This window comes from Altererythrobacter sp. CAU 1644, from assembly GCF_029623755.1.
Classification (GTDB): Bacteria; Pseudomonadota; Alphaproteobacteria; order Sphingomonadales; family Sphingomonadaceae; genus Erythrobacter; species Erythrobacter arenosus.
Map to the genome: position 1 here is coordinate 1,626,272 of NZ_CP121106.1, position 21,640 is coordinate 1,647,911.

General features: G+C 60.6%; 18 protein-coding genes. 7 read left to right on the forward strand and 11 right to left on the reverse strand.

Annotated elements, in window-relative coordinates; all coding sequences use genetic code 11:
• The first annotated feature begins 19 nt into the window (after positions 1 to 19).
• Together P7228_RS07995 and P7228_RS08000 are read left to right on the forward strand one after the other, a co-directional pair.
• Positions 20 to 613, forward strand: coding sequence for a peptidoglycan-binding domain-containing protein (locus P7228_RS07995; RefSeq protein WP_278014720.1), 594 nt, complete (start codon positions 20 to 22; stop codon positions 611 to 613).
• Between the two features lie 33 nt (positions 614 to 646).
• Complete coding sequence (locus tag P7228_RS08000; RefSeq protein WP_278014721.1) at positions 647 to 2,020, forward strand: transporter; 1,374 nt, start codon at positions 647 to 649, stop codon at positions 2,018 to 2,020.
• A gap of 33 nt (positions 2,021 to 2,053) precedes the next feature.
• Here P7228_RS08000 and P7228_RS08005 read toward each other — a convergent pair whose 3' ends face one another.
• The 3 genes from P7228_RS08005 to P7228_RS08015 form a co-directional block, all read right to left on the reverse strand.
• Complete coding sequence (locus P7228_RS08005) at positions 2,054 to 3,685, reverse strand: glucosamine inositolphosphorylceramide transferase family protein (protein ID WP_278014722.1); 1,632 nt, start codon at positions 3,683 to 3,685, stop codon at positions 2,054 to 2,056.
• Positions 3,686 to 3,941: 256 nt separating this feature from the next.
• A complete protein-coding gene (locus P7228_RS08010) occupies positions 3,942 to 5,084 on the reverse strand; it encodes an acyltransferase family protein (protein ID WP_278014723.1) in 1,143 nt (380 codons plus the stop codon).
• Between the two features lie 73 nt (positions 5,085 to 5,157).
• Positions 5,158 to 5,871, reverse strand: coding sequence for a GIY-YIG nuclease family protein (locus P7228_RS08015; protein WP_278014724.1), 714 nt, complete (start codon positions 5,869 to 5,871; stop codon positions 5,158 to 5,160).
• A gap of 602 nt (positions 5,872 to 6,473) precedes the next feature.
• Here P7228_RS08015 and P7228_RS08020 point away from each other — a divergent pair.
• Complete coding sequence (locus P7228_RS08020; RefSeq protein WP_278014725.1) at positions 6,474 to 6,776, forward strand: hypothetical protein; 303 nt, start codon at positions 6,474 to 6,476, stop codon at positions 6,774 to 6,776.
• Positions 6,777 to 6,854: 78 nt separating this feature from the next.
• Here the strand turns inward: P7228_RS08020 and P7228_RS08025 are convergent, their stop codons facing one another.
• The 5 genes from P7228_RS08025 to P7228_RS08045 all read right to left on the reverse strand — a co-directional run bounded on the left by P7228_RS08025 (position 6,855) and on the right by P7228_RS08045 (position 14,009).
• Entirely contained in the window at positions 6,855 to 8,309 is a 1,455-nt protein-coding gene (locus tag P7228_RS08025) for a glycoside hydrolase (RefSeq protein ID WP_278014726.1), read from the reverse strand.
• An 11-nt stretch (positions 8,310 to 8,320) separates the two neighbouring features.
• Positions 8,321 to 9,421: a glycosyltransferase gene (locus P7228_RS08030; protein WP_278014727.1), complete on the reverse strand. Its 1,101-nt coding sequence runs from the start codon at positions 9,419 to 9,421 to the stop codon at positions 8,321 to 8,323.
• A gap of 38 nt (positions 9,422 to 9,459) precedes the next feature.
• Positions 9,460 to 11,601 (reverse strand): GumC family protein, encoded by a 2,142-nt coding sequence (locus P7228_RS08035; protein WP_278014728.1) that lies wholly within the window; start codon positions 11,599 to 11,601, stop codon positions 9,460 to 9,462.
• A 69-nt stretch (positions 11,602 to 11,670) separates the two neighbouring features.
• Positions 11,671 to 13,038 carry an outer membrane beta-barrel protein gene (locus P7228_RS08040; RefSeq protein ID WP_278014729.1) on the reverse strand — a complete coding sequence of 456 codons (1,368 nt, stop codon included), beginning with the start codon at positions 13,036 to 13,038 and terminating at the stop codon, positions 11,671 to 11,673.
• Between the two features lie 326 nt (positions 13,039 to 13,364).
• Positions 13,365 to 14,009 (reverse strand): sugar transferase, encoded by a 645-nt coding sequence (locus P7228_RS08045; protein ID WP_278014730.1) that lies wholly within the window; start codon positions 14,007 to 14,009, stop codon positions 13,365 to 13,367.
• Between the two features lie 525 nt (positions 14,010 to 14,534).
• On the opposite strand from P7228_RS08045, the gene P7228_RS08050 reads away from it, so the two are divergent.
• Both P7228_RS08050 and P7228_RS08055 read left to right on the forward strand, forming a co-directional pair.
• Positions 14,535 to 15,026 (forward strand): polysaccharide biosynthesis/export family protein, encoded by a 492-nt coding sequence (locus P7228_RS08050; protein WP_278014731.1) that lies wholly within the window; start codon positions 14,535 to 14,537, stop codon positions 15,024 to 15,026.
• A gap of 306 nt (positions 15,027 to 15,332) precedes the next feature.
• The gene (locus tag P7228_RS08055) at positions 15,333 to 16,022 is read left to right on the forward strand and encodes a response regulator transcription factor (RefSeq protein ID WP_278014732.1); all 690 of its coding nucleotides are present in this window, start codon (positions 15,333 to 15,335) and stop codon (positions 16,020 to 16,022) included.
• A gap of 42 nt (positions 16,023 to 16,064) precedes the next feature.
• Here the strand turns inward: P7228_RS08055 and P7228_RS08060 are convergent, their stop codons facing one another.
• From P7228_RS08060 to P7228_RS08070, 3 genes are all read right to left on the reverse strand, one after another.
• Positions 16,065 to 17,039 (reverse strand): cell wall hydrolase, encoded by a 975-nt coding sequence (locus P7228_RS08060; protein ID WP_278014733.1) that lies wholly within the window; start codon positions 17,037 to 17,039, stop codon positions 16,065 to 16,067.
• 462 nt (positions 17,040 to 17,501) lie between these two features.
• Positions 17,502 to 17,927 carry a hypothetical protein gene (locus P7228_RS08065; protein WP_278014734.1) on the reverse strand — a complete coding sequence of 142 codons (426 nt, stop codon included), beginning with the start codon at positions 17,925 to 17,927 and terminating at the stop codon, positions 17,502 to 17,504.
• 196 nt (positions 17,928 to 18,123) lie between these two features.
• A complete protein-coding gene (locus P7228_RS08070; RefSeq protein ID WP_278014735.1) occupies positions 18,124 to 18,633 on the reverse strand; it encodes a PilZ domain-containing protein in 510 nt (169 codons plus the stop codon).
• Between the two features lie 370 nt (positions 18,634 to 19,003).
• On the opposite strand from P7228_RS08070, the gene galE reads away from it, so the two are divergent.
• Positions 19,004 to 20,008 carry a UDP-glucose 4-epimerase GalE gene (gene galE / locus P7228_RS08075; RefSeq protein ID WP_278014736.1) on the forward strand — a complete coding sequence of 335 codons (1,005 nt, stop codon included), beginning with the start codon at positions 19,004 to 19,006 and terminating at the stop codon, positions 20,006 to 20,008.
• Between the two features lie 268 nt (positions 20,009 to 20,276).
• Positions 20,277 to 21,566: a hypothetical protein gene (locus P7228_RS08080; protein ID WP_278014737.1), complete on the forward strand. Its 1,290-nt coding sequence runs from the start codon at positions 20,277 to 20,279 to the stop codon at positions 21,564 to 21,566.
• Positions 21,567 to 21,640 lie beyond the last annotated feature (74 nt).

Below are 21,640 nucleotides of genomic sequence, written 5' to 3' on the forward strand. Positions count from 1 at the left end.
TCTGCAAGGAGGTAAGGCTATGCGGATCGTAAATCTAATTGCTGGCGCGATACTGATCGCAGCCTGGCCGGGCGTTGCCCAGGCCGAAGACGAGGAAAAGCAGTTCGCCGTCGAAGGCGCGGGCCGGCTCGACTGTGCGACCTTCACCAAGGCGCGGGTCGACAAGGGTTCGGCCGAGTTTCAACGCTTCATCGGATTCGTCGAAGGCTATCTGAGCGCAGCCAACCGGTACGAGCCCAACACCTTCGACCTCTCGCCGTGGCACAATGCTGCGGCTTTCGACCTCATTCTCGAAAAACACTGCAACGAGAACCCGCAGGAGGCACTGGTCTCGGTAGTCCAGAAGATGGTCGGAGCGTTGCGCCCGGTCAGGGTCGCCGAATTCTCGCCGATGGTCGAGGTCGGATCGGGGGAGAACCGCGCTTTCGTTTACGAGACCATCCTGCGCCGCGCGCAGGCGGTTCTACGTACACGCGGTCTCTACAGCGGGGCGGAAGACGGAAAGTACTCCCCGCAGATGCGCGATGCCTTGCTCACCTTCCAGAAGAACTCCGACCTCTACGCAACCGGTGTACCGGACCCGGCCACGCTGTGGACGCTGCTCAATCCCTGAATCCGGAACATTAACAAGCGAGGGAGAAAACCCATGCTCAGGAAGACAACCTTCACGATCGGACTTCTCGGTACCGCGTCGCTGCTTGCCATGCCCGCCGAGGCGATTGCGCAGGACCAGGCCCTCGAGCAGGAAGTCGAGTCCCTGCGTGAGCAGGTGGCGCAACTGAAGGCGAGGGAGGCACATTCGAACGAGCGCCTGCAGGCACTCGAAACGCGCCTGCTGCAGATGGAGGTCGAGCCGATCAGCACGGCCGAAGCCGGGTCCGTCCGGGGCCGCTATGTGCCCGAACCACAGAAGCCCCATAGCACGACGTCGAATCTCGACTTCTTCCGCAACGGACGGGTTGGGCAGGGGTTCGATCGGCTCGCCCAGATCACCAATGCGCAGGATCCGGATGCCGATCTCGTCAGCGGGCGCACAGTCGACGAGGAGCCGGTCCAGAAGGCGCCCAATCCCACCGAAGCGGTGCAGGACATCGTGCAGCAGCAGCAGGGCACGCAGCGGAGCCGCTTCGGCGCGGAGCTGGCGGTGGGCTACTCGCACTTCGGTGATGCACGCATCAACCTCGATGGCTTTCTCGCGCTCGACGCGATCTTCCTCGGCACTATCAGTATCGACGAGGTCGACGCCGATATCCTGACAACCGAGGCGACCCTGCGTTATGGCCTGACCGACGACCTGTTCTTCGACGTCAGCGCCCCGTTTCTCTACCGCACCTCCACCTTCCGGAGCGGAGGGGCAGGCGGTGCCGCCAACCAGCCGGTCGAGGTTACGAAGAACCATGGCGGCATCGGCGACATGAGCATTGGCGCGAGCTACCAGATACTGCGGGAGACCGCGAGCAGGCCGAACATCGTTCTCAGCGGCCGGGTAAAATTCCCGACCGGGCGCGAACCCTACGGCATCGATTTCGTCGAAGTGGAGGGGAGCGAAGGCAACCTCCAGGTCCCGGCCACCTTGGCGACGGGCAGCGGGGTCTACGGTGCGTCGCTCGGCATTTCGGCGCTCAAGACGATCGACCCGATGGTGGTGTTCGGCAGCCTCAACTACTTCTACAATTTCGAGCGCAATTTCGCCGATATCGACGAGAACCCGGGCGACCAGCCGGGCCGGGTCGATATTGGCAACGCGCTTCAGTTCGGGGCGGGTCTCGCCTTTGCGCTCAACGAGAAATCGAGCATCTCGATGTCCTATTCGCAGCGCCTCGTCGAGCGGTCGCGGCTGCGGCTCGAGGGGCTCGATTGGCAACGGGTAATCGGCAGCCAGGCAAATGTCGCCCTCGTCAACATGGGTGCGACCTTCTCCGTCGCGGAGGCGATGTCGCTCATCACGACGGTCGGCATCGGGCTGACCGACGACAGCCCCGACATGGTGGTCGGCCTGCGCGTGCCCTATCGGTTTTAGCTCTCGCAGGAAGCCGCAACTTGGGCGCGGTGCTTAGCTGACTCTGAGCGCGATCGGCCCCGCGCCGAGCAGTTTCGATCCATAGGCGCGGCGAACATCCATGATGAACAGGTCGCCATTGCAATCGTAATGGTGGCAACCGGTGGTTGCCTTTTCGCGATCGGGTTCGATGCGCCTGATCTCTTTCTCCGCATACCCTTCCATGGAGATCTCGGTCACTTCCATGAATACCAGTCCATAGCCGTAGATCCCATGGCTGGTGATCTGTGCCGGCCGGATCAATCGCCCGTCGCGGACGAACGGTCGACCGGCGTTCCGCGCACAGGTCGTGTCGAGGACAACCGGGTTCAGGGGGTGCGGTTCGACAAAGTTCAGGCCCGGACCGTCGACCCGATAGAGATGCAACTCCATGCAGTGGTCGAGGATGTCCCCGCTACTGAGGCTGGTCAGCAGCCAGTGCTGCTCGTTCCATTCAAGGATCACCGAGTCGGCGGGCGATAATCCCTCGAGGGCCGTGGCATGAAGCTCCCAGCGGGAGGGAAACTCGGTGCAGCGCCAGACCTCGACACGGTTTCTCTGGTGAGTTTCAGGGATCATGAATATCCCTTCCGCGGTTTCGAACACAAACGGGTAGGAGAGGTGGATGCCGCCGAAGTCGAGCTCCTCGACGTCGACCAGCAGCTCTCCTTGGATGCGGCCCACACAGATGCGAGCTGGAGCGCCGCCCGTGCGCCAGCACTCGAAGAATACGTAGGTGTGTCCATCCTTCTCGAACAGGAAAGGATCGGCACGATGCTCGCCATCCGGCTGGTGTAGCTCCTGCAGGTCGTCCATGCCTCCGTTGAGGACGTCCCCGCGGCTGACGACCAGCGACCATCTGCCCGGCCCTCCGCCCACCTTGGCGATCATCGAATCCCCCAGGCGGTGCACGAGGTTTGACGCGAGGTGGCCGACGTAGCGGACGAGTTCGCCCGACGTCATCGCGGAATCGGGCGTCGATACCTCCGTCGATGGCAAAGACTCAGACCAAGCCCCGCTTGAGCTGTCTTGCCAGCGCCGCGCGAGTTCGCGTTCGACGAGCGCGGGCAGATTGCTCTTGGCATGGTGAGCGTTCCTGGCGCCACTGAACTTGGTGTTGGTTGTCAGCGACGCAATCACCTCGTGCGTGCCACCTTCGCGGCGCCGCAAGATCGCACTGCGAGTCAGCGGCGCGCGCCCAAGGCTTTCGCGAAAGCCGAAAAGCTCAGGATTGCCCGCTGGATCGGTATTGAATTGGTATTCCCAGATCTCTCCGCCGAAATCGCCGGGTTCAAATCCCGGCGGCATAGGGGAATGGGCAAGCAGGATGTCGAAGCTGCTCTCGCCGTCCACCAACGCCTCAAGCGAAATTCGCGGTACGCTTGCGAGCGCTTCAGCTTCCGTCAGGGCATGCTTCTTCTGACCGGGGTCGAACAGATATCCATCGATGGCCGACACCACGCGGAAGGCGCCCGAAGGTGGCGCGGCGCGCGCTTCCGCGGGCAAGAGAACCAGCCCCGCGATCGTCAGATTTGGATGTCGCTTCAGTCGCTCGAACAGGGCCAGTTCCCAGGCTTCAAATTCCTGGCCGGAACAAGCCAGGATCCCCGTTCGAAGCGGAGGGCGCGGATTTCCATGTTCGTGCATGCGCGTCTATTGATACCGAGAGGTCGGGGCCGATGCACTGTATATTAAGTGGTACGAGTATTGGCGAAGCGAGTTCTAGATGTCTTGCACTCCAACCTAGTCAATCGATCGATGATTTGATATAAATGCATGAAAAAATTAATCAATTTTTGGAGCTCGATAACCCAGTCGCGTGGGTTGCAAGGCTATACCGCACACGGCCGATGGCGGAATTTCAGGAAACAGGCAGCTAGATCAAGCTGAGCATGATGCCTGCTCAGGCCAAGGCCTCCGTTTCCCGATGAGGAACCCGCTTCGTATTCCCAAGAAGTGCAGTCTTGAGGTGCCGCTGGACCCACTGTTCTGGAAATTGTGCGATCAGCCACGCGTTGACGAGCAGTATCGCCATCAGCACCGTGCCGAGCAGTGCGGAGTTCGAGATCCATCCGGCGAGGATGGGGAGCAGCGCTTGTCCCAGGACGAAGTGATTGAGGTAGAGCGGATAGGTCATCAAGCCGATGGGGCGCATTATCGGCCGTACATCGCGCTTAATGAGGCGATGTCCATGCTTTGCGCCAAGGTAGATCATCACGGTTGCGAGAGCCCAGCACGCAATTGGAACCAGCGCTGCGAAGGATAGTCCTGCCTTGATCAGGATTTGCAGGGAGCATGCTGCGCATAGCGCCCACACGGCCAGCGAGGTACGACGCCCGATCCCGTTATCGATTGCCTGGAACAGCAAGATACCCAAGGCAAAGAAGACGCCGTGCCGAAGCAAGGAAACATCGAAGCCAAACCACGACAGCGATTCAGACGGCACGATTTCCCCGAAGCCACCAAGGTTGGTTTCCGCTGCCAGGTGGACGATTGTGAAGGCTGCACTCGCCAACCCCAGCGCAAACGCAAACTTGCTCAGGGCTCGATCTATGCCGCCGATCAGGGATGAGAACGAGATCACGAGCGTCGTGGCCACATAGAAGATGGCCTCGACCGCCAGTGTCCACACCACCCCGTCGATATACGGTCCCTTCGGGGAGAGGACGATGGTGCGCAGGAATGCGAGGCCCAGTTCCCCAAGGGATTCGCCCCACAGGACGCGAACCAGCAATGCGATGCTCGCTGAAATCCACAGCGCCGGCATCAGTCGAATCGCGCGTTTCTTCAAAAACGTCGACGCGTTGCAGTTGCGCGCACTTGCGGCGATCACGAAACCCGACAGCACGAAGAAAATCTGGACTCCGACCCAACCCATCCACGCGATCGGCTGGAGAGCCGACAAAGGAGCCTCTGCAGCGGGTGCCGGCCAAGCGGGCGACGCGCCGCCGTAGGCCGAAATGTGAAATAGCACGACCAATACGGCAGACCCGAACCTGATCAAATCAAGGGTCCAGAAGTAGGTAGCGGGGGCGGACCTCTTCACAGAGGCGCCGACGCTGCGCGCACAAGCGCTGTCTTGAACTGCAATTTACGACCCATGTTATTTCTTTTCTTGCTTAGCTGCTCTTACTTCGGATGAACATTACCGGGGAATCGTCGGCGTCGTTGGGAACGATCGGTACCTCGGGCATGCCATGGTCGACGTCCGGCGGAATCACGTCGCCGCGAGCTTTGCGAGCGGCGGGATCGCCCTGGGAAAGCCAGTAGTCGACCGATGAAACCTCGGCCCAGTCGAAACCGATCGCTCGCATGGCACTGGCCGAGGCTTCGGCTGGCGACATGGCCGTACCATCGAATTCGACGAGGCCGTTCCCCAGCGCGGTGCAGGTGATGGTCCGATCGCGCGAAAAGTAGAGTTCGGTACCGGCTTCAGCATTGAGTGCTTCGAACCTGACGTTGTCGTGGGCGGTCCTTAGCCGGTCCATCTGGGCGCGATCGAAGGCGGAAATGCCCTGCTCCTTATCGCTTACCTGGATGACCGAAATTGCCGCCAGTTCGATCGCAGCGCGGAGCATGTCGGGGTTGATCTTGAAGAATTGCGCATCACGCGCATCGCAGTAATCGGCAAACAGGTAATGCAGGTTGCGATCGACGAGTTTCACGTCAGGAACCTTGGCCGCGAAATAGAGGCGGAATGGCACAGGCAAGGCCGATTTGTTGACGCGAGAGATCTTGCTCCCCAGGTCATCGCCGGTCGTGTAGTCAACCCGCGAAAAGCCGGGCATCGCATCGTTCGTGAGGATGAAGACCGTGCCTTCTCGTCCGCTCATGAAATCACCCCTCGCTGTGACGCCATACGGGTCTCGGCAAGGATCAGGAGAACGTGATACCGACCCTTCAACCGCGCCATCCGCAGCGCCTTGTTAATCAATCTTCTTTCGCGGATTCGCAGTATGATCGCTGTCATTCGATGGGCAAAGGCTATCTCGGACTAGTTCGATTTTGACTGCGTCGTGAAGCGCACCGTCGGTTCCAGATGACGGGCTCTATGAGAGGGGCGAGCTAGCATGCAAATACCGCAGAAACCCTGGGCAATCCGCGTCCTACCGGGCTCCAACTCCGAGTGGTGCAATAGGGTGTCAGGCGGTGGCCGGATCGGGTTGAAAAGCCTTTTGTGCCGGGGATTTATCACTCTGGATGCCGGACTGGCGCGCCTGTCTCCTCCCATGGGATTAGACCGTATTGGCGCGCGCCTTGGCCCAAGTAGGCGCACCGCTGGAAATAGCGAACTAGGGGTTCGACACGGGATTGTCGGATCGGTCCAAATTTGCGACGTAGAGTTCATCGGTACGGAAATGAACCAGGCAAGGGCGTTCGTGCAGATTAGTGACGGCAAAAAGTCAGATAATCATGACGAAAGGGTCGAAATGCCATGCCAGATTCCGGGACCAGTCAAACCGAGCAAAGCTCAAGTCGACAGCCTTGGTTCTTCGAAGAGCTGCAGATAGACATCGATCAGTTTGATCCGATGCATTACCGCGATCTGGTCGAAGTATCGGACTCGCTCATGGCTGGTTACGCTCGCTTCATTCGTCAGGGCCTCCCCGGCGAAATGGTCGGGGCAGCCATGCTGGGCGCGACAGTCAACCTCTATGACATTTTCGAGATGCGGGACAGCCTACCGCACCTGCTGCGCAGCCTAGCTGACCGGATCGAGCAAGCGGCACTTTCCTGAAACCGATCTAGGCCGTTGCGCCCCAGCTTTGATTGCTAGGCGTCATTGACGCTGGCCTCTGCTCTGCAATCGGGCTCGCTAAGCCGCCGAAGTCTCTTCGCGTGGCGTGGCTTCCTTCCAGCTAAACTGCCGCTCGCCCTTGGAAGGTCGCGCCAAGCCCTCGGCAGCGGACGACCGCAATGCGATGGCCGCCCCCGCCATGATCGAGAACAGGTCGCTTGGGACGGCGTGAGGTGAGGAAATCCCCGCGGGCACGAGGCTCAGCAGCGCGGCCGTGCCAAGCGCCCCCCCGATCGATTGGAGTTCGGTCGGCCCCAGCCCCCAGGTCGACCTGCGCGATCCCTGGAAAACCGTCACGAGATATGTTGCGAAAGTGATGACGCCCACGAAACCCATTGAGCCCAGGATCGCCATGAAGATACTGGAAGAGCGGAAGCTACCGGCGCCGATCCCGAGGCCATAGGAAACGAGAAAACCGTCCCAACCCTGCATGGCCCAGAACAGCCGTTGCTGCCCTGAATCGCTCGTAGGCTTCCCGACCGTCATATCCACAACCAGCTCGTAGACTGCGAAGGGAAGTTCCGGGACAACCGCCATCAGGATGCAAACCAGGAAGAAGATCCCCGCAGCAGAGTAGGCGGCAAGAAGGATCTTGCCCGGCGGAGCGACGGTCGGGAACAGGATGCCACGAAGGACGAAAAATACGCCGTAAACCAGTAGGGCCACATAAGCCGTGGAGGATGTGCTGATCACAAGCACCAGAGCCATCACCGCAGCCGCGAGGCCCGTCGCACGCGTCTGGATCGATCGGTACCACAGCTCCATATTGGCGACGAACAGGGCAAAGCCGATACCGGCATAGGTCGATGCTTCGGGCAGCACCCCTCGGATGCGGACAAAACCCGAGGCTGAGTGATCGAGAAGAACGTATCCGCCATTGCGGAATACCGAGAGAACCTCCTCGAAAGGTGTGCCACGCAAGGCAAGGTCGCTCAGGCCGGTGACGATGTGAATCCAGCAAGCGATCATCAAAACGTTGGCCAGTGTCTTCCCGCCCCTTGGGATCCGGCAGAAAATGTAGCTGGAGATCGCAAGCAAGAGCGCACCGACCATGTAGAAACCCGCGGTCAGATTTTGCGCCGTGGGGCGCAGCGGCACCGTGCCGTACAGCCCGAGCCGTCTATCAGCGTGCATGGGGAAGACGTCGATCGCTCCGGCAAACATGCGCGGTGCGAGATACGCGCTGGCGATGCCGTAGATCGCGAACAACACGATCCATTTGTTCTCGATGATCGCTGTGGGGAGCAGACCGAGATATCCACCCTTGGGCGCCAGGATGCGCAGCGTTGTGAAGAGTAGGGCGAACTGCACTGGCGGGATCGACGAGCCGCCGAGACTGGGCAGCGATATCGCGGCAGAGCCGTCAAACAAGGCGCTCACCACCAGAAAGACGATTGCCGTGCGGACGCTCCCAAGCAGCACGACATATGTCCCGACCACTATCAGGATAATGCCGACAAAGGTCAGTTCCATCGGGCCATCCTTCAGCTCGTCCGTACCACTTGCATGATCTTGCGATCGAATTGTTCCGGCGCAAACAGCCTGGCCTGGTCGACCGCAGCGGCAGGATCGAAATGCTTGAGGAACAATTCCATCTCGTTGACAGCGTCGATCAGCGACTCAGGACTCTGCTGATTGAAGAAGACGCCAGTCCGGCCCGGAACGACGCTATCTCTCACGCCTCCGCGTCCGAAAGCCACGACCGGGCGGCCCGAGGCCATGCATTCGACCGGCGTAATGCCGAAATCCTCTTCGGCCGTCATGACCAGGGCCCTTGAGCGGGCATAGGCCTGTTTCAGGGACTCGAAGTCCAGCCGATCGACGAAGGTGATGTTGGGCCGCGCGATGGCCTTCAGCTTTTTCAGCATTCCCCCGGTGCCGACCATGGTGAGCGGCAGGCCGTTGGCATTGAAGGCCTTCACCGCGAGGTCCGGCCGCTTGTAGGGAACCATCTGGCCGACCCACAGATAGCTGTTGCCAACTTCACTTGACGGCGTGAACAGGTCAGTCTCGACCGGAGGATGGATGACGTCGGACTCGCGGCGCCACACCTTGCGGATGCGCTGCTGGATGAAGTGCGAGTTTGCGACGAAATGATCGACCCGGGCGCTTGACGCCACGTCCCATTGCCGCAGCCGATGATACAGAAAAGGCATGGCCCCGCGCGCGATCGCCGGAGCCTCGGCGCGATATTGATGATAGTGATCCCAGATATAGCGCATGGGCGAATGGCAATAGCACAGGTGCATTGCATCCGGGCGGGTGATGACGCCCTTGGCCGGCCCGGATTCGCTGCTGATGACCAGGTCGTAATCGCTGAGGTCCAGGCCTTCCAGGGCCATCGGCATCAGCGGCAGGTAATACTGGTAGAGGCGACGCGCGAATGGGAGTCGATTGACAAACCCGGCCTTTATCGGCGCCCGGTTGAGCATGGCGGACATGCTCTTCGGGTCATAGACATTGGTAAAGATGTCGGCATTGGGGAACAGGCGCAGCAGTCGTTCGACCACGCGTTCGCCGCCGCGCATTGAGACAAACCAGTAGTGGATGATCGCGACGCGCCGTTCCGAAAAGCTTCCGTGCATCAAGGGATTATCCTGACCCTGGCCTCGCAGAAATGAGACTAGGCATAATATTCCTTGTACTGCGAGTAATAGAAATATGGATCGTGCGGATCGAGGAACGAGCGCCGCTTCATGTCGACCCCGCTGAGCACCATGCCCGCGACATTGACCTGGTCGGGCGGCAGCCTGCGCAGGGCAGCGCGGATCGCAAAACGCGAAGTCTCACGCCACTTGGCCGCCATCACCACGGCATCGGCGCGACTGGCCAGGATGCGGGTGGCAGCGATCGGGAGGATCGGCGGCAGGTCGAGAATGATGCGATCGAAATGGCCGCGCAGGTTTTCGAGCAGTTCGACGAATTCGTCGCCGCGTAAGAGATGCTCGGGCTCCTCCTTGCTCGGCGATAGCGGAAGGACGCAGAAGACATTGTCGCCGACATATTGCTCGAAGTCGATCGGGGCGGAGCCGTTCAGCACATCGATCAGGCCCTTCTGTCCGGCCTGCATATTGAGCAGGCGGCTGATCCCTTGGCGCCGCAGATCGCAATCGATCAACATGGTCTTCTGTCCACCCGCCGCCAGCACGCTGGCGAGGCAGCAAGACATCACGGTCTTGCCTTCGTTGGGCAGCGCCGAAGTCACCGCGATCACCTTGGCCTGGCCATAGCTGGCCAGGTCGATCGATGCGCCCAGCGATCGGAATGCCTCTGCGAAAGGAGATTTCGGGGCGTCTTGAATGGCGGTCGCCGGATGTTCTCCCGCAGTATCGACCGAAGAGAGGAGCGGGATGGAGGCAAGGCACGGCATGCCGAACTCGCGCTCGATCTCGTCGGGGGTCAACACTCCGTTGAAGAGCGCTTCCCTGATATAGGCTGCCAGAATGCCGAGGCCGAGCCCGATTACGAGCGCCAGCGCCAGGTTGAGCGGGATGTTGGGCGAGTGCGGCAGGATCGGGGTCTGCGCCAGCGTCAGAATCTGCGCATTCGCCTTTTCGCTGCCTTCGGCCGCGATCAGTTCCTTGTAGCGATTGAGGTAGGTCTCGTAGATGCCCTGCGAAGCCTCCGCGGCACGCTCGACTTCGCTCAGGCCGACCATGGCATCATTGTTCTGCGACAGCTTTGCCCGGGCTGAGGATAGGCTGCTGTTGAGAGAAGCGAGCCGCTGGGCCGACACTTCCTGTTTGGCGCGCAGGTTCGAAATGACGCGGCCAATCTCGGCCTCGATCCTCCGCCGGACTTCGTCGAGCTGGCTTTGCGCGCGGATGAGCTGCGGATGGTTCGGCCCGTATTTGGCTGAAAGATCGGCCACTGCCGTCGCGGCGAGCGCTTCCTGCGATCGTAGCGAGTTGATGACCGGTGAGCCGAGCGCTTCACCGACATCGTCACCGACCGAACCCGAGCGGAGCTGGGCGAGTGCAGTGCGCAAACGCGCCTGGTCCTCGGCCGCGGCCGCCCGCGCGTTCGTTACTTCCTGGTTGTAGCTGGAGATTTCTTGCTCGGTCAGGGATGCGCCCGAAGTGCTGAGCAGATTATGTTGAATGCGATATTGCTGCAGGGCCTGGGTATCGGCCTGTGCCTGGTCGCGTAGCTCGGCCAAGCGCTGGGCCACGATTTTTCGTGCGTCCTCGTTGCGCTGGCGCTCTTCGGCTACGTCCCAATTGACGTACTGGCGGGTGAACTCGTTGGCGATCTTTGCCGCATCCTCCGGTTCTTCCGCCTGGTAGGCGATGGTCAGGGCATAGCTTTCGCCTGCCCGCCGCGCCGACACGTTTTCCTGCAGTTCGTCGAGGACTTTCCGTCGCTCACCTGCATCGACTCCGTTGGTCAGCCCAAGCGCACCTGCCACGCGATTGGCCATCTCCTGCGAGGTGATGACTTCCATCTGTGTGTCGACCACTTCGGCGCTGAGCGCAGTCTGCGGTGAAGTCGCGGTGGTGGACTGGGTGACAATCGCCGCATCGTTGGTGAGCATGACCGTCGATTCAGCGAGGTAGGTCTTCCCGACAAGCAGCGACAGTGCCAGCCCGCCGAGCAATGCCAGCCCGGTTACGATCAGGATGAGCTTGAGCTGCCTGCGAAAGAAGCTCAGGCTGCCTGACAAATCCATCTGGTCGGAGGGCACCAATGAGCGCTCGCCGTAATGGGCGACCGCAGTCCCGGTCCCGTGATTGTTGCTCCTGACGAGTTCTCGCGATCCACTCATGTTATTGCTCCGCCATGCCGGGAGGAGGGTTGAGCCCAAACTGCCCTTCAAAGATTTTCCAAGTTACCATCACCACGCGACCCTCACGCCTACCGAGGCCGAGAATCCGTCGTACGAACGGCCGAATGCCCCGCCGTCCTGGTCGCGGTATCCCGCCCCAAAGGTCAGGCCGATCTTGTCCGCCAGGCGATAGATTGCCGATGCCCCCGCCACGAACCGCTTGTCCTTGCGAGGCGAGGCGCGGAAGTCCTCTTCAACATATCCCACTTCGGCGCTGACCAGCAGGCGGTCGCCCAGCGCGCGTTCTGCCCCAAGCCTGAATTCATTGGTGATGATCGCAGGCGAATCTAGCCTGCGGCTCGGATCGACTACCTTGCTGGCGCTGGCAGTGATCCGCCACTCGGGCTTCGGGGTCCAGCTTGCCGCCAGACGGTAATTGAACCCCTTGGCCGAACTCACCGCCGGATTGTCGAAGTCCTGGTGGATGAAACCGACGCCGGCTTCGATATCGATCAGTGCGGTCAGTTCGTGCTTCACGCCGACCAGCCCGGCATAGCCGCTGGAGTCGCGAGGCGGGATCGTGGCGATGTCGTAGTCGATCTCGTTTCCGCTGATCTCTGCAAAAAGCCTCGTGCGCGCGTTGAGACCGAAATCGGCTCGCCCGCTGGCCCTGCGAACCGTGACGTCGCGCCGCGATAGATCGACCGGCACGCCGCCGACCAGGGTGTCGGAGTATTCGCGGTCGAGAATTCTGGCAGCGACCGCCAGTTCCAGGCGATTGCCGGTGCGCTTGATCTCAAGCCCGGCGCGCTTGACGTCGAATGCGACCGGCTCGTCGGTCAGGAACAGGTCGCCTGCCGTACCGCGTCGCTCGATCGCGCGGGCGATGCCTGCGGTTGCCTCGACGTCGATCCCGTACCCGAGCTCGAGCAGCGCCAGCGCGTTGAGCCGGTATTGTTCGCTATTCTCGTCGGAGATGTCGAAATAGCGCCTGATCTCGGCGCCGCCTTCGAGCGACACGGCATGCCGGGCGAAATCGGATCGCAGCGCGAATGACGGGCGGAACGACATGACGGCGTCCTCAACCTCGGCATTCTCGAAATTGTAGATGTTGGTGTCGTAAGTGACATCCGCGGTTGCGCGCGGGTAGAGGATAAAGCCCGGCGAAACCCGAATGCCGTCGCCGGCATCCGGATCGAACATCTCGATCGGCGTGATGACATCGGGCGCTTCGGCATGGGCTACGCGCGGCGCGACCATGCAGACGCAGCAGAAGGCGGCGAGGCGCAGCGCGAGGATCCTGTGGGTCTGCTTCTTTGCCGCCGAGCGCACGACAATCGCGCGATAAACGCTTTCGCGGCTCTTGCGCCTCGGAGCGATCAGGAGGCGGACAACAAAGGCAACATCCTGAATTTCACGGAAGAATGCGATCAGCAATCCACCCCCGGCGGCGCCTTGATACCGTGCCCATTCGCGCGGGCCAAATTGCTGGAACCTCCAGCCGGAAAACTGCGTTCTTACCCAGTACCAAGCTTGAGTAATTGCCCTATGGCCTTTCTCAGCCAAAAGGAGTAGGTTGTTAGCCATTATGGATAGTGCGATCGGCGCGAAGAAGTCTTCGACTTCTGTTAAAGTCCGCGGTTCCCGCCGAGCGGCCGTCAAGGGCGCAAGCTTCGGTCGCGGGTTGCTGTTCGCTGTACCGGCAGCGATCTTACTCTGGACATTCATATTCTGGCTCATCTGATCGATCGAACTTTCGGTCATCAGCAGGACCCCTTCCCGGAAAGCACTGCCGGGATCGTCATCAGCAGTATCTTCAGATCGAACATCAGCGACTTTGAACGCGAGTAGAGCACGTCTGCCGCAACCCGGCGCCGATAGCTCGATTCATTGCGTCCCGTTACCTGCCACAGCCCGGTCAGACCGGGGCGCACGCTGAAATAACTTGTAATGTAGCGGCCATAGCGGGGCACTTCATTCGCCACGATCGGTCGCGGGCCGACCAGGCTCATCTCGCCGCGGAGCACGTTGATGAGCTGAGGAAGCTCGTCGATGCTCGAGTGGCGCAGGAAAGATCCGACCCCCGTAATGCGCGGATCCTGCGCAAGTTTCTGGGTGCTGGCCCATTCGTAGCGTAGTTCGGGACGGGCGGCGAGCAGTGCGCTGAGCGCCTGCTCCGCATCACATCGCATGGTGCGGAACTTGAGACATCCGAAGGTCCGCCCATTCATCCCCATCCGCTCCTGCTTGAAGATTATCGGCCCCGGGCTCGTGATAGCGATGCTGGCGGCAACCAGCACCATGACAGGAAGAAGGAAGATGAGCATGGCCAGCGCCACGACGATATCGAGCGCGCGGCTCAACCGACTGTCGCGCTCGCGGGTGTGATTAGCGAGATCGGCAGCCATGAGAATGAGTTCGCGTTCGGAGAGTGAGGAGGCTGTGCTAAACAGCTTCCTGTCCCCCGATGTTTTCGCTTCTCTCAGAGCACTGTCATGTTTTGTCGTGTGCATCAGTCTTTATTTTCTAGTGCTGGCCAATGAACTGCCCTGGCGCACTCTGAGATCGGTTCGATGCAGCAGTGAGCCAATTCACAAGCTTCACCAGTTTGCCCCAACGGACAATCGCGCATCGGTTGTAAGTCGAATCCAGCCAAAGGGGCTAAATGGGATTGCTCGTGGGCGCGAATTCTCCCTCCAAATGGTAATATAAACCCAAGCATCAATCGCTTATCCGTTTCAGTCTGGGTGATGCGACATCCCGCAATCGCGCGGCGCTGCCCCCAAATTGGTCGCAGCAGATTCGAGAGGGAGAAATTTCCGATGGACATTGCAACGAGCGTTTCGAAGCCCCGTCTCTTGGGAACCGCTCTCCTGGTCGCGGCGTGCCTCATGTCGGCCGCTTGCGCGTCGACTAACCTGGGGTCGGTGTCCGTGGCGCAAGCCAACAGCGAAATCTCGACCGGCTATTTGATTGGCGCGGGCGACCGGCTGAAGGTCACGGTGTTCGACGAGGAAACACTGACCGGTGAATACGATGTTGGTGTAGGTGGGATCCTTGCGCTTCCCTTGATCGAACCGGTTGTCGTCCAGGACAAGAAGCCGCCCGAGGTAGCCAAGCTGATCGAGCAGAGCCTCGCCGAAGGCGGCTACGTTCTCTACCCCAAGGTCTCGATCGAGATCATGGAGCATCGCACCTTCTTCATTCTCGGTGAAGTGGCCTCGCCGGGCGAGTATCCCCACAATGGCGAGCTCACGCTGGAACAGGCGGTGGCCAAGGCCGGCGGTTATACTCCGCGGGCGGACAAGGGCTCGGTGATATTGAGGCGCCAGTCCTGGCCTGAAAGCAAGCTGGTCAAGCTCGGCCAGGCGGCGCTGAAGGTTGCGCCGGGCGACACGATCACGGTTCAGGAATCGTTCTTCTAGACAGCAGCTTCGACGGCTTGCTTCATCCGATATCCGGGCGGCGCTGGCCGCTCCGGCATCGCGCTCACAGCGCAGATGGGCCATTCTCGCGCCGATTCCCGGCGACCGAAATGTACCATTCTGTCCCTTTGTGAGACTATTTTAGCTAACTGAAAAAACGCCGTTGATTCTTTGGGGGGATTACAGCACCATATCACTTAGCCGTTCGGAGTCGCTGCCACGGCAATAATTCGTCAGAAAATCCTACCGTGGTTGTGTTGCAATGAACGGTCTGGGGTAAACTACGAAAATCCGAGGAAACTCGAAATGTCCAGCGACCTGTGCCTAGTCAGCCTTCATGATATTTCCCGCGAGGGCTTGCATCGAATCCTGTCCTCTGACGGGTTCAACATTCTTGTGTCTTGCCGAAAAGTCGAAAAAATAATCGAAGCACGGGTTGATTGCGATTTCTCGGTAGTAATCGATCTTCAGGACCGCGACGTCCAGATGAAGGCCATCGAAGAAATAGGCGCCGCCTATCCCTTGGCCAAAATCGCCGTGCTGGTCGAACAGTTCGACATGAGCAGCATGATCGAGTGTTTCGATGCCGGTGTGGACGGCTATATCGTCAAGTCGATGAGCTCGCAGCCGCTGATTACAGCCCTGCGTCTCGTGACCCTGGGCGAGAAGGTGCTGCCGTCCGAACTCGCGAATGTGCTCAGCCAGCACAACTTCGAGCATCCTATCGGCGGCGGCGATCTCGAGCACGAAATGGAAGATGCCAATCTTTCATCGCGCGAGCGCGACGTTCTTTGCTGCCTGATGGCCGGTTATTCCAACAAGGTCATCGCGCGCGAACTCGACGTTTGCGAAGCCACGGTGAAGGTCCACGTCAAGGCGATCCTGCGCAAGCTCGATGTCAGCAACCGCACGCAAGCGGCCATGTGGGCCAGCACGCGGGGCTTCTCGCACTATCACGTCGCCTCGCAGCAGCGCACGCCACTGCCCAGCGCCTGACGCGGGGCGAACCCCGCGGAGCACTCGACTGTTTGACTGAGTTCAGCTGCGTTCGCGCATCAAGTTGAGTAGCGCGCCGCGATCCGTCGGCAGGCACTGGCTTTGCTGCGGTCGCGATGTCCGCTCGCAATCCCACAAGGCGATGTTCATCGACGAAGCGGCATCCCGCACGAACAGGAATAGCGGCCGATCGCGTTCTGATGCGCTGCGCTGCTGGTTCGCCTGGACCTTCCCCCCGTCACCATATCCCAACACCTGGCACGCCCGACGTCCCTCGCACGCCTTCATTGCCGAGATGGCCCAGCGTCCGCTGGCGCTCGCATCCCCCACCTGCATGAAGATCGCATTACTGACCGGGACGGTCGGTGTTCTCGTACCTGGAACCAATCCATCGCCATGCAGGTTGGCCAGATCCTGATCGATTTCACCGTCTTCCAGGCCAGGTCCAATGGCTCCCCGTTCAGTGCTCTTGCGGACCAGTTCGCGATATTCGGCCTCGGTGCCGAAGAACGCTTGCTTGCGGAACGAACCTCTCGCTCCGGCCCAGCGATAGAAGATATGCGGCCCGACCGAAGTTAGTCGTTCCAGCTTACTGCTCCACCACGGATTGACGTAGGAAGCGTGGTAATGTGTTGCGGTTCCGATCGAGGTATCGACGAAGCCATTGAGCGCATCTTCCGACAGCGCCAGTGCCTTCTTCCAGCTGGACTTTGGCGGTTGCCGTCGGGCCAGCGAACCATCGCAGGTAAAGGTGAACTGGCAGCCCGTGCTCAGTTCCGAGCCCTGGAATACGACCCCGCAGACCGTATTGGGAAAGGCCGGATGATTTACCCGGTTGATGACGGTCTGGATGACAGCGCGCTGTCCGACCGGATCATTGCCCGCCTCGTACCAGGCGGCGGCCGCCAGGCAGTCTGCGGCCCTCACCCGGTTGGATACCGAGCCGCCGTAATGGAAGGGTTTTGCATCGATCAGGCTGGCTTTGGCGAGAACGCCTTCGGCTGCGAGAGCGGCCATTCCGGTCTCATTGGCTGCGCCCGTGACGAGTTCACGCCCGAAGTTGACCGTCAACTCGCTGGCCGGTTGTGCACCTTGAGCGCGCGAGTCCCGCTGCGGCAATGGTCCCGAGACCAACAGGACCGCAGCGAAGCAGGTGAATATCGCGGCCGACTTCCTGCGCGACCAAGACGATCGAACAGCATGCATCAACCCGGATAGGCCGGGGAGCTTGCGTTCTGCGATGTCCGAGAGCGCGAGAATCCTCATGGGGGCTTTCAATGATCTGTCCACTTTGCCTCGCCAGAGTACCACCTCCGGCGAATGGCCCGCCATTGCGCTTTAGAGTTAGCTCGGAGAGTAGCAGTGGGCGCTTGGCCTCTACCGGTCGAAACCCCGCCGACAGCGCGGCTCAGCCATCGCCGGCAATCAGGGCGAGCCCAATCGGTTCAGTCGTGAAATCGCGCCAGACTGGCGTGCCGACTACCCCTTTGGGCTGGCCACGACCTTCAGGACCGGATCGTCATTGCGGGCCTTGGCCGAAGCTTTCAGCAACTCGAAATCCTTGGCAAAGGCTTTCTTGGTGGCCTCGGATGTCAGGCTGGGCTCGCCAGCGGCAACGCGCCGCCCATCTGTGACGATATCTTCGGAATGAAGCTCGAGCGGTTCTTCACCGCCTGCCTGCTCTGAGCGCCAGCGGGTGCCGGGAATGCTGAGCTTGCGCAGTTCGGCGAATGCCTCGTCCATCTCGCGCTGATGCAGGTTGATGGTTTCGAGTGCTGCGCGACGATCCTGCTCGGCTTCCTTGAAGCGCGCATCCGCATCGGCAAAGGCCTCCTCTGCTTTCAGAAGATCTGCCTCAATCCCCGCGAGACCCCGCTTTTCCAAACGACCGTTGGCTTCACCCATCGCTTTCACCCTTCACCTTATTTTTTCCCTGATTGGCCCGCTCGGAAAACTGACGGTTTCCGGCCGGCTCAACCGGGGATGGATGTTACAGGTGCGCCATTTCGATTGATATTACCCAAAAGAGTTGCCGCCCAGTGGCATCGGGTAGACGGGTTTTTTCACCGTTCGACGGTGCGTCCAGCGCGGCAGATCCCGCTCAATGCGTCTTTGTCACCATTGCGATGGTCATGCCGTCCTTGGTCTGGCGGAAGCCGACGAGACGATATCCGTTGGCGCCGCGCGTCGCTTCAAATTCGACCTTCCACTCGGTCATTTCCTCGAGGCTGGGCCTGATGCCCACTTCCATCTCCTCGATCCGTGCGCCGGCGTCCGGTTCCGAAAGGTTCGATGACGCTTGCAGCAGCGCTGCGCTGACCATGGTGCGGGAGACGGGGGTCAGAAACTCGCAGCCGTAGGACTTCTCCTTGCGCCAGACGATCCGCGCCTCGCTGGAGCCTATGAACGGGAGGTCGACCATGACGATCTCGTCAGTGGCCAGGTCGGCTGAAGTTTCGAACATGAGGCCGGCTTCTGACAGGTCATGGATCAACACCCGATCCCAGTTGGTCGATGAGCCAACGCTCGCGGTCAGGCGGAGCGTTCGCCGCTCTGCACTTCTGTCGTCCTTGAAGATTTCAGCTTGTAGAGGTTGAACAAGCTTTCCCATTACCGCACCACACCCCACCGGGATAACGCCTATCGCACCCCAGAATACTCCCATATGTTCTGTGTTGGTTGCAAACCCGTCGAGGGGAGACTGCCGCGCGTCATGCACATGCTGTCAGCAAGATAGCGATCTATCAACAGCGCATTTGGAGTATCATCGCTTCCTAAGGTGGGAGACGGTGCCCGAATGTGCTGGCTCCGAACCATAACGAGACCATTCCAATGGCAGACTTGTCGGTCAATTCGGGTCCGGTTACGACGCGATCGAGCAAGCATGTTTACGGAGTGATGGTCATTTCACGCGAAGCCATGATGGTCGGGTCTGTAATCCCCCTAACCAACCTCGGCCTGCTGCTGCAGGGATCCTTTCAATGAGCGAGAAGAGCAAGTTGCCCGTCCTCGTCACGGGCGGAGCCGGATATATCGGCAGCCATGCGGTCCTGGCTTTGCGCGATGCCGGTTGGGCGGTCAGTGTTATCGACAATCTCGTGACTGGCTTTCGCACGGCAGTACCGGAAGGCGTTCCGTTCTACGAGGGCGATATCGCCGATCGCGCGCTGCTCGACCGGATCGTCGACGAGCAGGGCATTGGTGCGATCATGCATTTTGCAGGTTCGATCGTGGTGCCTGAATCGGTGAGCGATCCGCTCAAGTATTACGACAACAACACCGTCAGGACGCGCGGGTTGATCGAAATGGCGGTGGACCGGGGGATCCGGCACTTCATCTTCAGTTCCACTGCGGCGACCTACGGCATTCCTGAAGTGACGCCGGTTACCGAGACGGCCAGCCTCAGCCCGATCAACCCTTACGGCTGGTCGAAGCTGATGAGCGAGCAGATGCTGCGCGACGTCAGCGCGGCGCATCGAATGAACCATTGTGCGCTACGCTATTTCAACGTCGCTGGCGCGGATCCGGATGGCCGCAGCGGGCAGGCCACGCGGAACGCGACCCATCTGATCAAGGTCGGGGTCGAAGCGGCGCTCGGCAAGCGCGATCAAGTCGCGGTCTTCGGGACGGACTACGCGACGCCGGACGGCACGGGCGTACGCGACTATATCCATGTCAGCGACCTTGCGGCCGCCCATGTCCTCGCACTTGAGCATTTGATCGCCGAGCCCGAGAAATCGATGCAGATGAATTGCGGTTACGGCCGCGGCTATTCCGTCCTCGAAGTGCTCGACGCCGTGGACCGTGTGGCAGGAACGACGATCAGGCGCGAGCTGATGCCGCGCCGTCCGGGAGATCCCGATGCGCTCGTCAGCGATCCGGCCCTCATTCGCGCGACACTGCCGTGGCAGCCGCGTTTCAACGATCTCGACCTGATCGTGAAGCATGCGCTTGAGTGGGAGAGATCGCTGGAACGACCGGATTGAATCGCCATGGCGGCGCTCGGCAGTTGAGCCGCCGCCTCTTGCACTCGCGGGTCAGGCCAACCTACAGGCCCGGAATCTTTGCGGTCGTTAGTTTTCCGCGCTAACCTCAGCGGCTGCCATGGTCCTGTGGGGAGCGATTCCTTCGGTGCGAAGATACCCCATTAGGGCAATTGGCTCGTGCTCGCGAAAAGAGCATATTGAATAATAACAAGAAAGTCAGGGTCGCAGGGAACCGCACCTATTGCTGGCGGTGAGGGGTGAATTTGACATGGCTACCGACACGACGATCACGACGGGCGAGGCGAAGCCGAACGGCGCCGCGCCCAGACCTGCCACCGGGCCGACCCAATTACAGCCGGTCCAGTATGGGTTCGATCGCGACAATTTCCGCACCCAGGCGAAGGAGATCTGGGCGCGTATCCCGAAAGATGGAGGCTTGCCGGGAGTGGACTCGCTCAAGTCGCTCCTCCTGCCCAGGTTCCGTGGCCACGGTGTGCTCGTGTCGCTCTCGGGCGATGGCAGCGACGCGCGGATCGGCTATCTCGGGCTGTCCATCGCCGAGAATGCTCGCGTGGCGAACCGGAGCGATTTGGAAATGCTGTCGGATGCGCCCGATGGTTCGATCCTGGCGGAGCTTCCTCGCTTCAACGCCCATGTCGGGCGATCGATGAACCCGATCGAATTCAGCAATCTCAAGGCCATCGGGCCTAAGGGAGAGGCCCGCTTCGATGGCGTGCTGCTGCCGTTCGGAGACGACAGCGACAACATGCTGCACATCTTCGCCGTGATCGATCTGGCCAAGAATTCGCGAGAGGACGAGAACGTGCTCGATCTGACCTCGGAATACTTCGAGGACGATCCGGTCGACACGCTGGAACTGGAGTTCGACCAACTGCTCGTGGAATCCGAAGTCGAGATGGCGCCCAAGCAGGTTCCGCCGCCGCTTGGCGAGACCCCGCTCGCCAGCGCTCTGGACGAAGCACGTACCTTTGCCGAATATGCCAAGGCGTTCGAGCGCCGCTCGCACAGGGCGCTCTATGCCGCGATCAGCAAGGCATATGATTTCGCGCTTCTCGCCTATGCTTCGCCCGACGAGTTTGTCGACCTGATCGAACGGGCAGGGATCACCATGCAGGAACGGGCGCCGATGACCCCGATCGTGAAGCTGGTGTTCGGAGCAGACTTCGACCGCACGAGGGTGACCGAATACGCCACCGTGCTGGCGCACGGCGTTTATCGGGACGTCCCGATGGGCGGAATGTCGGACTTCCTCCAGGACGCAGAAGGCGGGATCAAGGGGATCGTCGCGGAAGCACGCCTGCTTCGGCGTGGTGACGGCCCCTCCGACTCAGTGCGCCGAGAGGTAAGGAAGGCAACCGCGAAGAAGCTCCGCAAGCTCTCGACCAGCCCGCTCGAACGGGTGCGGCTCGAAGGCGGCGAGTTCGGGCTGGTAATGGTGCGCCAGCTTGAGGATGGTTCGGTCGTGATGGTCGGTGAGGTCAGCGACGATGCCGCCATGATCGAGAAACTCGGCAAGCAGATGCTGGCCTCCTCTTAGCCATTTCTTTCCCGCCACGGGTGGGGCCTGATCATCGTAAGGCGTTTGCCACGCGGCGTAGCTCGGCTATGTCG

Coding starts and splice junctions, on each gene's coding strand:
- P7228_RS07995 (WP_278014720.1), top strand. CDS start 20: ATGCGGATCGTAAATCTAATTGCTGGCGCGATACTGATCGCAGCCTGG.
- P7228_RS08000 (WP_278014721.1), top strand. CDS start 647: ATGCTCAGGAAGACAACCTTCACGATCGGACTTCTCGGTACCGCGTCG.
- P7228_RS08005 (WP_278014722.1), bottom strand. CDS start 3,685: ATGCACGAACATGGAAATCCGCGCCCTCCGCTTCGAACGGGGATCCTG.
- P7228_RS08015 (WP_278014724.1), bottom strand. CDS start 5,871: ATGAGCGGACGAGAAGGCACGGTCTTCATCCTCACGAACGATGCGATG.
- P7228_RS08020 (WP_278014725.1), top strand. CDS start 6,474: ATGCCAGATTCCGGGACCAGTCAAACCGAGCAAAGCTCAAGTCGACAG.
- P7228_RS08025 (WP_278014726.1), bottom strand. CDS start 8,309: ATGGAACTGACCTTTGTCGGCATTATCCTGATAGTGGTCGGGACATAT.
- P7228_RS08030 (WP_278014727.1), bottom strand. CDS start 9,421: ATGCACGGAAGCTTTTCGGAACGGCGCGTCGCGATCATCCACTACTGG.
- P7228_RS08035 (WP_278014728.1), bottom strand. CDS start 11,601: ATGAGTGGATCGCGAGAACTCGTCAGGAGCAACAATCACGGGACCGGG.
- P7228_RS08045 (WP_278014730.1), bottom strand. CDS start 14,009: ATGGCTGCCGATCTCGCTAATCACACCCGCGAGCGCGACAGTCGGTTG.
- P7228_RS08055 (WP_278014732.1), top strand. CDS start 15,333: ATGTCCAGCGACCTGTGCCTAGTCAGCCTTCATGATATTTCCCGCGAG.
- P7228_RS08060 (WP_278014733.1), bottom strand. CDS start 17,039: ATGGCCGCTCTCGCAGCCGAAGGCGTTCTCGCCAAAGCCAGCCTGATC.
- P7228_RS08065 (WP_278014734.1), bottom strand. CDS start 17,927: ATGGGTGAAGCCAACGGTCGTTTGGAAAAGCGGGGTCTCGCGGGGATT.
- P7228_RS08070 (WP_278014735.1), bottom strand. CDS start 18,633: ATGGGAAAGCTTGTTCAACCTCTACAAGCTGAAATCTTCAAGGACGAC.
- galE (WP_278014736.1), top strand. CDS start 19,004: ATGAGCGAGAAGAGCAAGTTGCCCGTCCTCGTCACGGGCGGAGCCGGA.
- P7228_RS08080 (WP_278014737.1), top strand. CDS start 20,277: ATGGCTACCGACACGACGATCACGACGGGCGAGGCGAAGCCGAACGGC.